The 10676-nt window shown below is 64.8% G+C and carries 10 protein-coding genes; 6 read left to right on the top strand and 4 right to left on the bottom strand.

All coding sequences use genetic code 11. From position 1 onward, the window contains the following. The first annotated feature begins 23 nt into the window (after positions 1-23). The 3 genes from FJ471_RS16800 (at position 24) to FJ471_RS16790 (ending at position 3796) form a co-directional block, all read left to right on the top strand. Entirely contained in the window at positions 24-854 is an 831-nt protein-coding gene (locus FJ471_RS16800; protein WP_348643346.1) for a hydantoinase/oxoprolinase family protein, read from the top strand. 26 nt (positions 855-880) lie between these two features. After that, a complete protein-coding gene (locus FJ471_RS16795; RefSeq protein WP_140804903.1) occupies positions 881-2674 on the top strand; it encodes a hydantoinase B/oxoprolinase family protein in 1794 nt (597 codons plus the stop codon). A gap of 228 nt (positions 2675-2902) precedes the next feature. After that, positions 2903-3796, top strand: coding sequence for a DMT family transporter (locus tag FJ471_RS16790; RefSeq protein ID WP_181179467.1), 894 nt, complete (start codon positions 2903-2905; stop codon positions 3794-3796). A gap of 28 nt (positions 3797-3824) precedes the next feature. Here the strand turns inward: FJ471_RS16790 and FJ471_RS16785 are convergent, their stop codons facing one another. The 4 genes from FJ471_RS16785 to FJ471_RS16770 are packed head-to-tail and all read right to left on the bottom strand — an operon-like array spanning position 3825 to position 7177. Further along, positions 3825-4526 (bottom strand): RraA family protein, encoded by a 702-nt coding sequence (locus FJ471_RS16785; RefSeq protein ID WP_140804899.1) that lies wholly within the window; start codon positions 4524-4526, stop codon positions 3825-3827. After that, positions 4526-5641, bottom strand: coding sequence for a mannonate dehydratase (locus FJ471_RS16780; RefSeq protein WP_140804897.1), 1116 nt, complete (start codon positions 5639-5641; stop codon positions 4526-4528). The genes FJ471_RS16785 and FJ471_RS16780 overlap by 1 nt, the downstream gene beginning before the upstream one ends. Before the next feature lie 2 nt (positions 5642-5643). Further along, entirely contained in the window at positions 5644-6429 is a 786-nt protein-coding gene (locus tag FJ471_RS16775; protein ID WP_140804895.1) for an SDR family oxidoreductase, read from the bottom strand. A gap of 13 nt (positions 6430-6442) precedes the next feature. Continuing rightward, entirely contained in the window at positions 6443-7177 is a 735-nt protein-coding gene (locus FJ471_RS16770) for an FCD domain-containing protein (RefSeq protein ID WP_140804893.1), read from the bottom strand. Between the two features lie 188 nt (positions 7178-7365). On the opposite strand from FJ471_RS16770, the gene uxuA reads away from it, so the two are divergent. The 3 genes from uxuA (at position 7366) to FJ471_RS16755 (ending at position 10664) form a co-directional block, all read left to right on the top strand. Beyond that, positions 7366-8550, top strand: coding sequence for a mannonate dehydratase (uxuA, locus tag FJ471_RS16765; RefSeq protein WP_140804891.1), 1185 nt, complete (start codon positions 7366-7368; stop codon positions 8548-8550). A gap of 120 nt (positions 8551-8670) precedes the next feature. Beyond that, a complete protein-coding gene (locus FJ471_RS16760; protein WP_140804889.1) occupies positions 8671-9813 on the top strand; it encodes an extracellular solute-binding protein in 1143 nt (380 codons plus the stop codon). Beyond that, entirely contained in the window at positions 9813-10664 is an 852-nt protein-coding gene (locus tag FJ471_RS16755) for an IclR family transcriptional regulator (RefSeq protein WP_140804887.1), read from the top strand. Before FJ471_RS16760 ends, FJ471_RS16755 begins: the two co-directional genes overlap by 1 nt. The last annotated feature ends 12 nt before the right edge of the window (positions 10665-10676 follow it).

Raw genomic sequence — 10676 nt, 5'->3', positions numbered from 1 at the left:
CGAGCGTCGTCACCAGCGGGTTGATGCCGATGCCGGCGATGAGCACGCCGTTGGCGAGGCCGATCGCGCCGGCGATCGAGGAGATCACCGTGCGCGAGGGCATCAATCCGCGCGACTCCTTCTTCGTCTGCGGCGGCGGCGCCACCGCCATCCACATCGCCGAGATGGCCGACATCCTCGGCTTGAAGCGCTATATGGTGCCGCGTTTCATGGCCGGCCTCAGCGCCTTCGGCGGCCTGATCTCCGACATCCGCTCCGAAGAGAGCGCGGTGCTGCTCACCTCCGATGCCGACTTCAACGTCGCCGGTGTCAACGATGCGCTGAAGCGGCTCAAGCAGGCCGGCAACAACTTCCTCGCCGAAGCCGGCGTCGCGCCGGAGAATCGTCAGTTCGAGTTCTCCTTCCTCGGCCGCTACGAATACCAGTCCTTCGAGATCGAGGTGCCGTTCGAGGCCAAGGACGGCGTGGTCGATGAGAGCGATCTGCCGGGTCTGGTCGAAGCCTTCCACAAGATGCATGAGCGCATCTATTCGATCCGCGCCGACAATGACGTGGTCGAGTTCACGGCCTGGAAGCTGCGCGCCATCGGCAAGCGCTCGGGCCAGGACATCTGGCAGAAGAACACGCTGGCCGACCAGGTCGGCGCCATCGACCTGAAGGCCCAGCGCGGCATCTACCAGCAGGAGAGCGGGCGTGTCGAAACGGTGCCGGTCTACGAACTTGCGCGGTTGCGCGCGGGTGCGCAAGTCGCCGGTCCCTGCCTCGTCGAGGCCGAGACCTTCACCGCCTATCTCAAGGACCAGCACCAGGGCCAGATCGACCGCTACGGCAATCTCGTCGTCAACATCGCCTAGTCAAATCCATACAAGGGAACGATCCTATGGACTCCATCAACAGGCTCGAGCTCGACGTCGCCGACCGCCGTGTCGACCCCTTCCTGATGTCGGTGCTGAAAAGCCGCTTCGAGGCGATCGTGCGCGAGATGACGCTGGTCGTCATGCGCGCCAGCCGCTCGGCGGTGATCAAGAACGCGCGCGACTTCTCCTGCGCCATCCTGACCTATGATCATCGGCTGGTCTCTGTCGAGGACGCGCTGCCGATCCACGTCATGTCTATGGACATGGCGACGCGCCCGTTGACTGATCTCTTCGACGACATCACGCAAGGCGACATCTTCCTCAATAACTGCCCCTATACCGGCGGCACCCATCACGCCGACCTGATCATGGCGATGCCGGTGTTCTTCGAGGGCGAGCCGCTGTTCTGGGTCGTGGCGCTGTCCCACCACGCCGACACCGGCGCGCCGGTGCCGTCGACCTATCTGCCCTTCGCCAAGAACATCTTCGAGGAGGGGATGCATTTCCCCTGCGTACGCGTGGCGCAGAACTACGAGGAGAAGAAGGACATCTTGCGCATCGGCACGATGCGCAACCGCGTGCCGGACATGTGGCTCGGCGACGTGCGCGCGCAGATCGGCGCCTGCCGCACCGGCGAGCGCCGCATCGGCGAGTTGTTCGCGCGCTACGGCCGCGACACCATCCTCGGCTTCGTCGAGGACTGGTTCGACTACGGCGCGCGCTGCGCCAAGGCGGCGATCGCCAAGCTGCCGGCCGGCAGCTACAGCTACGAAACGCGCCATGACCCGGTGCCCGGCGTCGCCGATGAAGGCATTCCGGTCAAGGTGACGATCAATGTCTATCCGGAGAAGGGCGAGATCGTCGTCGACGTGCGCGACAACATCGACAATGTGCCGGGCGGCCTCAACCTGTCGGAGAACACCGCAACCGGCTCCTGCCGTATCGGCGTCTTCAACAATCTCGACGAGAGCATCCCGCACAATGAGGGCGCGAAGTCGCAGATCAAGGTGCTGCTGCGCGAGGGAAGCGTCGTCGGCAAGCCGAAATATCCGGTCGGCACCTCGGTCGCCACCACCAACGTCAACGACCGCCTGATGATTGCCGGCAACTGCGTCTTCTCGCGCATGGGCGCCCCTTACGGCCAGGCCGAGAGCGGTTCGCACCTGCCGGCCGGCGTCGGCGTCATTTCCGGCGAGGATCCGTTCAAGCACGGCAAGTCCTACGTGAACCAGGTCTTCGTCGGCTATGCCGGCGGCGGCGCCCGCCATGGCTTCGACGGCTGGCTGACCTATTGCGGCCCGGCCAATGCCGGTCTGATCCAGCTCGACTCGGTCGAGGTCGACGAGTCGATGTATCCGATCGTCATCGAGCGCCGCGGCGTGCTGCCCGGGTCGCAGGGTTTCGGCGAGTTCGAGGGCGCGCCGGCGACCGGCGGCGTCTTCTATCCGCTCGATCATGACATGACGATCGTCTACGCGGCCGACGGCACCAGCTTCCCGCCGCGCGGCGTGCTGGGTGGCGGCGACGGCAAGGAAAGCGAGACGATCAAGCTCCGTGCCGGCGAGAAGATCGTGCTGCCGGCCTTCAGCGAGGAGACGATCGAGGATGGCGCCCGTATCGAGTTCACCGCCTGTGGCGGCGGCGGTTACGGCGATCCGCTGAAGCGCGATCCGAAGCGGGTCGCGGCGACCGTCAATCGCGGCTGGCTGAGCCGCGAGGATGCCGAGACGGTCTACAAGGTGGTTCTGGTCGATGCCGACGAGCCCGGTCTGCTCCGGGTCGACGAAGCTCGTACAGCCGCCCTCAGAACGGTTTGACTCCGATAGAGCGTTTCACCGTTTCACGGAAACGGTGAAACGCTCTATCCCTTTGTTTTTACGCAATTCCGGACGGAAGGCTACGGCGAAGCTGCCGAGCCCAACCGCTCACACTTTTCATGGAATTGCTCCAGGCGCGGAACAGGTCTGCAAGAGACCTCGAATTCCGGGCCGGTGGTTGGAGAGGGAGCGCCTGCCCGGCGGGGTGCCATGCATGACGACCGACCCGTGGCGAGCGACCGCCTGCTGCCGATGGACGCTGTTCTTCTGCTGCTGGCAGCGGCGATCTATGGCGGCATCTTTCCGGTCAACCGGCTGGCCGCCGAAACGCAATGGCCGCCTGTGGGCTTCGCCTTCGCCCAATCGCTTGCGGCAGGCGTGATCCTGGCCGTGTTGGCAGTAGCAGCCGGCGGTCGGTTCGCCGTTACCGCCGGACAGGTGCGCACGTACCTGATTTTAGGCGGTCTGGTGGTTGGCCTGCCGATCGGCATCCTGGTCTCGGCCGCTCCGCATGTCGACGCCTCGGTGCTGACTTTGGTGCTCTGCCTTTCTCCCATATTCACCCTTGCCATTGGTGCGCTGGCGGGCCTTGATCGCTTCGATTGGCGCACTCTCGCCGGCATGCTGCTCGGAGTGGCAGGCGTGGCCGTCCTCGCGTTGCCCGATGTGGGCGTTGTCGGCTCGGATGGCATCGTCTGGTTCCTGGTGGCGCTCATTGCTCCGGTCATGTTCGCCGCCGCCAACAATTGTGCCAAATGGCTGCGCCCCGAAGGTGCGTCTTCTACAATGATGGCGGCCGGAACATTGCTGGGAGCGGCCGTCGTCGCCGGCCTCGTCATGCTTGCGCTCGGCAGCGCGGCATTGCCTTCCGAGTGGACCGGCAGGACCGCGATGCCGCTCGTTCTCGCCACGGCGATCAACGCCGTCTTCTTCGTCCTGTTCTTCGAGCTGGTCGCTCGGATGGGACCGACGCGCTTTTCGATCTTCAACTATCTGGCCGTGGCCGCCGGCATTCTCTGGAGTATGGCCGTCTTCGCCGAACGACCGGCCGCCTCGTTCTGGCTGGCCCTGTTGCTGATGCTTGCAGCCATGTATCTGGTGCTGTCGCGCAAGCCCGACTGACCGTTTGGTTACGACCAGCCGCGGCCTTTCACATGATGCCGAAGGTCTTGTAGGCATCCACCGCGCTCATCCCTTCGCGGATTGCCTTGGCGACGAGCTTTTCTCCTCGGACTTTTTCAAGGGCCAGGCGCACCACCTCTTCCTCCGCTTCCCGCGGGATAACGAGAACGCCTTCCTTGTCGCCGAACAGCAGCGTTCCCGGCTCTATGCGGACGCCGCCGATTTCGAGCGCGCAGCGATAGTCGACGACCTTGCCGCGCACGCCCTGATCCTGCGCGTAATAACCAGTGCAGAAGCAGGGAAATCCCAGCGCCTTGATGCCGTCCGTGTCGCGGGCGAAGCCGTCGACCAGCGCGCCATGCGCGCCAAGGATCTTCGCACGCGTCGACATCAACTCGCCCCACAGCGCGTAACGGGGCGAGGCGCCGCTGGCGACGTAGATCTCGCCGGGCTTCAGGTCGTCGAGCGCTTCGAACATCAGCCCGAATGGCTTCACCATCAGTGGGTTGTGCGTCGGTCCGCTGGACGGAAAGATGTCGGTCTCGAGCACCGGCATGGCCCTGCCGAGCAGGCGCGTCTTCTCGTCGACGGGCTTGAACACCGGCGGCAGGAATTGATGCTGCAGCCCCAGCGTGTCCATCACGTCGCCGACGACCGCGACGAAGAGCTCCTCCTCGAACAGTCGGTACATTTCGGCGTCGTCGGCATAGAGACGTGTCGATCTGGTCATCAGGCTTGCATCCGTATGTTGCTGGAGTGCTGTGAGCGCGAGGGTCCCAGCGCCGCGGCGTTCTGCACCAGCGCGCGCATATAGCCGAGCGCGAAGGCCTTCCCCGCGTGCCAGGGCGCATCGCAGGACATTTCCGGCGTATGGTCGGGGATGATGACGCCCTCATAGTTTTCATCGCGCAGGATGCGGACGATTTCGGCCATGTCGATGTCGCCGTCGTCGACGAAGGTTTCGTGGTAGTTCGGCACCTTGCCGCGCACGTTGCGGAAATGGATATAGCCGATGCGCTTGCGTCGGGCGAAGCGCCGGACATGCCCGTAAATCTCGTCGGTGTCCGGCATCTCCTGCAGCGAGCCGAGGCAGAGCTCGAGCCCGTTGGCCGGCGAATCGACTATGTCCATCAGCCGGTCGTATTTCTCCGGCCGGTTGACCAGCCGCGCCGCGCCGCGCAGCGCCTCGGCCGGCGGATCGTCCGGATGCGCGGCGAGCACCACGCCGGCCTCCTCGGCCACCGGAACGACGTCCCGCAGGAAGGCGCCGAGCCGCTGCCAGAGTTCATCGCTGCTCACTCTCACCGGTTCGGCGCCCGGCCGGCCGGCGCGATAGCGCATGTTCCAGACCACGCCGTCGGGCAGGCGCAAGTCGGGGTCGATGGCCGCAAGGTCGAGCCCGACCGACATCGCCTCGCCGCGCGCGAAGGGCCCGCGCGACCAGCCCCAGACGCCGGCGATGGAAAAATTGTAGCCGATGCACGGGATGCCGGCGCGGCCGGCATCCCGGATAAGCCTCTTCAGCCCTTCGATCTGCTTCGCCCTGTCGGGGCCATCGAGCAAGACATCGGACCAGAAGCGCGGCGAGAAATTCTCGATCGCGGCGATTTCCAGCCCGTTGTCGCGCACGGTCTTCACCAGGCCGGCAAAGTCCTCGTAGTTCCACAGCTCGTCGGTGGAGCAATCGCCCCAGCCTTCCGCCTCGCTGCCTGCCGACAGCGAAGGATCGCGGCCGCGAAAATAATTGGTGAGGTGGGCGACGATATGGGTGGCGCCTGCCTGGCGGGCGAAGCGGAAATTGTCGGGAGTCAGCGATTCCCGGTAAAGACCAAGACCGATCTTCATGGTCACCTCACGCCGATGCCGGCGGTCAGGCCGCCATCGATCTTGTAGTCCGCGCCGGTGCAGAAGCCGGCTTTCGACGAGCACAGGAAAGCGATGAGCTCGGCCACTTCCTCCGGCTCGCCGATGCGGCCGAGCGGATGCGCCGCGCCGAAGCGCCTGTAGGCGTCCTCGACGTCGGCATCGCTGCCATTGTCGCCGCGCGCGGCCTTCTCCAGGATCGGCGTACGGATCGAGCCCGGGCTGACCGAATTGACCCGTATGCCCGCGGCCGCGTAGTCGAGCGCCAGCGAACGCGTCAGCGTATGGATGGCGCCCTTGGTGGTGGCATAGGCAGCGACGTTCTGCTGGCAGGCGAAACCCTGCACCGAGGCGACATTGATGATCGCGCCGCCGCCGCGCTTGATCATTTCCGGGATGCCGAAATGGGCGGTCAGATAGATCGAGCCGACATTGACCGTCATCGCCTTGTTCCAGGTTTCCCAGTCGGTCGTCGTCGCGGTTCCGTAGGGATGGACCGCCGCCGAATTGACGATCACGTCGAGGCCGCCGAAGCGCGCCACGCCGGCAGCGACGGCGTCGCGGACCTGGTCTTCTACGGAGACGTCGATGTCCACGACCAACGCGCCGGCCCCGGAGCTTTCCAGTTCCGCCCTCATCGCCGTATTGGCAGCGCGATCGATGCCACAGGCGACGATCGCGGCGCCGCCGGCGGCAAGGCGCCTGGCGGTTGCGAGACCAATCCCGGTCGTCCCAGTCACCAGCGCGACCTTGCCTTCAAAATCCTTCATTGCGGGAACTCCTTCAGTCGCTGTCGGAAGCCGGCTCTTCCGGCAGGAAGCGCAGGGCGAAATCGAGATGGCGGCTCATCAGATAGGCGTAGGCCAGCCTGTCGCGCGCGCGGAGCGCGGCGATGATCTCGCCATGCGCGGCGCGGGTGTCGGCCAGCACCGGTCGCATTTCCTTGCCGATGGTCATGATCCGCAGGATCACGGGCGACAGGAACGAATACATGTCGGTGAGCATGCGGTTGTCCGCCAGCCCGATCAGCGCCATGTGGAAATTGAAGTCGTTCTCGGCGGCTTCCTCGATCGAGCGGCTGTCGACGATCCTGGCGTTGATCTCATCGAGCGCCTCGATCTGCTCGCTCGTGGCGTTGAGCACGATATGGTCGCCGATGCCGACCTCGATGATGCGCCTGAAACCCTGGATGTCGGCGAAGGACGAGCGCGAGACATCCATATGCGCGGCGAAGAAATTCTGGATGGCGATGCTCTGCCCGTCGGCCAGCACCGCGCCGACACGCGGCTTGGGCTCGATCAGCCCATAGGTGCGGATGGTGCGCAGCGCCTCGCGCACGGTGTTGCGGCTGGCGCCGGTGATCTCGCTGAGCTCGCGTTCGGTCGGCAGCACATCGCCGACATTGAGTTGTCGCGCGCGAATAAGCTCAAGAATCCGTCCGGCCGCGGTGTCGACCGCGGACCTGCCGCCAGCGCGGCGGGCGACGGCGTTGTCACGCGCGGCCTGAGTGTCTTCCAACGCCGATCCTCCTGAATTGTTGGACCAACATATCGCAGAGTCTGAGGAAAACAACTGGTTTCGGCGGCTGCTTGGTCGAATTCCCTGAGATTTTGGCGCGAGTGGACCTCTTGTAGACTCGAAATTTTTAATTTGACTCTCGTTGTGGTCCAACAATAAGTTCCGGCCATTCATAGAGGGAAGCGGCAATGGAACAGTGCTGGCGCTGGTATGGCCCGGACGACCCGGTGACACTCGATCATGTCAAGCAGGCGGGCGCGACAGGCGTGGTCTCGGCCCTGCACGACATCTATGACGGGCGCGCCTGGCCGCTGGAGAACATCCTCGAGCGCAAGCGGATCATCGAGGCGGCGGGGCTGACCTGGTCGGTGGTCGAGAGCATTCCGGTCCACAACTCGATCAAGATCGGTTCGCCGGAGCGGCTCCGCTATGTCGGCTTCTACAAGGATACGATCCGCGCCCTGGCGAAGGTCGGCATCGCGACCATCTGCTACAATTTCATGCCGGTGGTCGACTGGACCCGCACGGATCTGGCTTGCCGCCTGCCGACGACGGGTTATGCGCTGCGCTTCGACGCGATCGATTTCGCGGCCTACGACCTGTTCGTGCTGAAGCGCCGGAATGCGCGGGACGGCTACACGCCCGCCCGCATCGCCGAGGCGGAATCGCGGCTGAAGGAGCTCGGCGACGAGAAGATCGACAGGATCGAGCGCAATCTCATCGCCGGCCTGCCCGCCACCGAGCGTGCCTACAACCGCGACAGCTTTCGCGACGCCTTGGCCGACTACGATTCGATCGGGCCGAAGGAATTGCGCGAGAACCTGGCCTGGTTCCTGCGCGAGATCATTCCGGTGGCCGAGGAGGAGGGGGTGCGCATGTGCATCCATCCCGACGATCCGCCATTCTCGCTCTACGGCCTGCCGCGTATCGTCTCGACCGCCGAGGATGCGCGCTTCATCCTCCACGCCGTCGACAGCCCGGCCAACGGGCTGACGTTCTGCACCGGCTCCTACGGCACGCGCGCCGACAACGACATCGTCGCCATGGTCAAGGCATTTGCGGAGCGAATCCATTTCGTCCATCTGCGCAACGTCACCATCGAGGATGACGGCTCCTTCCACGAGGCCGAACATCTCGAAGGCGGCACCGACATGGCGCATGTCATCCTCGCGCTGATGCAGGAGGAGGCGCGCCGTCGCAAGGAAGGCCGCGCCGACTGGCGCATCCCGATGCGGCCCGATCACGGGCATCTGCTCGCTGACGACATCGGCAAGACCAGGATCAATCCCGGCTATTCGCTGATCGGCCGCCTCAAGGGCCTCGCCGAACTGCGCGGCATCATGCGCGCCGTCGAGCGGTTCGGGCTGGCTTGAGGCGGTCGCCGGGAAGAAGGTTGTCGTTTGCGTATGTAAAAACTATTTGCTCAGGTAAAAATACCTGCTACTGGTCTGCGGGTCGGGCACATGCCCGGTTCCAGGGAGGAATTGCCGGATATGACAAGACTGCGCGGTCTTGCGTGGGATCATCGACGTTGCTGGGGTCCGCTGGATGCCAGTGTGGCGCCGTATCGCGCCGCCAATCCCGACCTGGAAATCGAGTGGGACCGCCGCAGCCTCTACGAATTCGGGGAAGGCGCGCTCGGCCCGGTGCTCTCGGCCTACGATCTGGTGGTGTTCGACCATCCCTTCATCGGCGACATCGCGCAGGACGAGTTGATGGTGCCGTTCGACGCTTATCTGTCGGTTGAGCAGATCCGTTTCTTCGAACGGGATTCGGTCGGTCCGTCCTGGCGGTCCTACGAGAAGAACGGACGCCAATGGGCATTGCCGATCGATGCCGCCTGCCACGTCGCCTCCTATCGTCCGGACCTGCTGGAGCGCTACGCACCGGTGCCCCGTACGCATGAAGAGGTGGTCGCGCTCGGCCGGCTGGCGCGCAAGGACGGGAAATGGCTCGGCCTGCCTTTCGTGCCGACTGACGCTATGTGCCTGCTTCTGACGCTTGGCGACCCGCAGGAGGACGGCGAGCAGTTCATCGCGACGGACATGGTCGAGCAGGCCGTCGGCCAATTGCGCGAGCTTGCCGCGCTGTCGCATCCGAACTCGTCCGGTTGGAATCCGATCCGCTGCTACGACCACATGATCGCGCATGACGACGTCGTCTATGTGCCGTTCGCCTTCGGCTATGTGAACTACGCCGCGAAGACCGACAGGCCGTATCTGCGCTTTGCCGACGTGCCGACCGCGCGATCGGCCGGCGCCCTGCTCGGCGGCGCCGGCATCGGCGTCAGCGCCCAGTCGAAGCACAAGCAGGCGGCGATCAACTATGCGCTGTTCCTTTGCTCGCCCGACTATCAGCGCGGCGACTATGTCAAGTCGGGCGGGCAGCCGGGATCGCTGGCGGCCTGGAAGGATGCCGAGGTCAATCGCCTTTCCGGCGATTTCTTCTCCTCGACGCTGCGCACGATCAGCTCGTCCTACCTGCGTCCGACGCATCCGGGTTTCATCGCTTTCTTCCGCGAATGCGCGCCGCGCGCGGCCGCGGCCATCGCCGGCGACATCTCGGCCGCTGAGCTCGCCGACCACGTGAACCGCCTCTACCGCGAAGCCAGGCAACCGGAACGGAGCGTTGCGTGATGGCTGCCGGTATTGCCGAAACGCTCGAAGAAAGCGAAAGCGGCCGCAACGGATATCGCGTGCCGGCGGTGGAGAAGGCGCTCGACTTGCTGGAGTTCATGGCTTCCAGCGCCGATGCGATGACCCAGACCGAGATTGCGACCGGCCTTGGCAGGTCCATCCACGAAATCTACCGCATCCTGCTTCTCCTGGAGAAGCGGGGCTACATCTTCCGCACGCAATCTGACCGCTTCCGGCTGTCGCTGAGGCTGTTCGAACTGGCGCATATGCATCCGCCGGTGAACAGGCTCGTCGAATGCGCGCTGCCGGTGATGCGCGAATTGACCGCCAATGCCGATCAGAGCTGCCATCTTGTGGTGCGCGAGGGACAAAACGCGCTGGTGGTGCTGCAGATCGATTCGCCGCTGCCGATGCGCTATTCGGTTGCGCTCGGCTCGCATTTCCCGATCCTCGAAACCAGTTCCGGCGCGGTGCTGCTCGCCCATTCGAACCGGGCCGAGCGCGACCGCATCGTCGAGCGCATCGTCGCCGCTGGCGAAGGCCAGGGAACGCGCGAGGAAATCGAGGCGCGGCTGAACGAAGTGGCGAAACTCGGCTACGAGATGCGCGCGTCGTTGGCCGTCGAGGCCTGCACCAACATCTCCATGCCGGTGCGCGATCACACCGGCGCCGTCATCGCCGCGCTCACGGTGCCGCTGCTGCCGCAGAAGGCGGCGCGTTTCGACCGTGAAACCGTCTTCGAGCGAACCCGGACCGCCGCCGAGAAGATATCGGCCGCGCTCGGCTGGGGCGACGCCAGCAGCTCTTCACGTGCCGACCCGGAACGGCGGGATTACCCGTTCAGCGACTGAGACAAACGAAAA

The sequence above is a fragment of the Mesorhizobium sp. B2-7-1 genome (assembly GCF_006440735.1).
Classification (GTDB): Bacteria; Pseudomonadota; Alphaproteobacteria; order Rhizobiales; family Rhizobiaceae; genus Mesorhizobium.
Note: the sequence above shows the minus strand (reverse complement) of the source record. Positions and strands in the feature narration are given on the sequence as shown.

Excerpts from the sequence above, each read along its gene's own strand:
- FJ471_RS16775 (WP_140804895.1), bottom strand. The coding sequence starts at position 6,429 with ATGAAGGATTTTGAAGGCAAGGTCGCGCTGGTGACTGGGACGACCGGG.
- FJ471_RS16755 (WP_140804887.1), top strand. The coding sequence starts at position 9,813 with ATGGCTGCCGGTATTGCCGAAACGCTCGAAGAAAGCGAAAGCGGCCGC.
- FJ471_RS16760 (WP_140804889.1), top strand. The coding sequence starts at position 8,671 with ATGACAAGACTGCGCGGTCTTGCGTGGGATCATCGACGTTGCTGGGGT.
- FJ471_RS16800 (WP_348643346.1), top strand. The coding sequence starts at position 24 with ATGCCGATGCCGGCGATGAGCACGCCGTTGGCGAGGCCGATCGCGCCG.
- FJ471_RS16795 (WP_140804903.1), top strand. The coding sequence starts at position 881 with ATGGACTCCATCAACAGGCTCGAGCTCGACGTCGCCGACCGCCGTGTC.
- FJ471_RS16780 (WP_140804897.1), bottom strand. The coding sequence starts at position 5,641 with ATGAAGATCGGTCTTGGTCTTTACCGGGAATCGCTGACTCCCGACAAT.
- FJ471_RS16785 (WP_140804899.1), bottom strand. The coding sequence starts at position 4,526 with ATGACCAGATCGACACGTCTCTATGCCGACGACGCCGAAATGTACCGA.
- uxuA (WP_140804891.1), top strand. The coding sequence starts at position 7,366 with ATGGAACAGTGCTGGCGCTGGTATGGCCCGGACGACCCGGTGACACTC.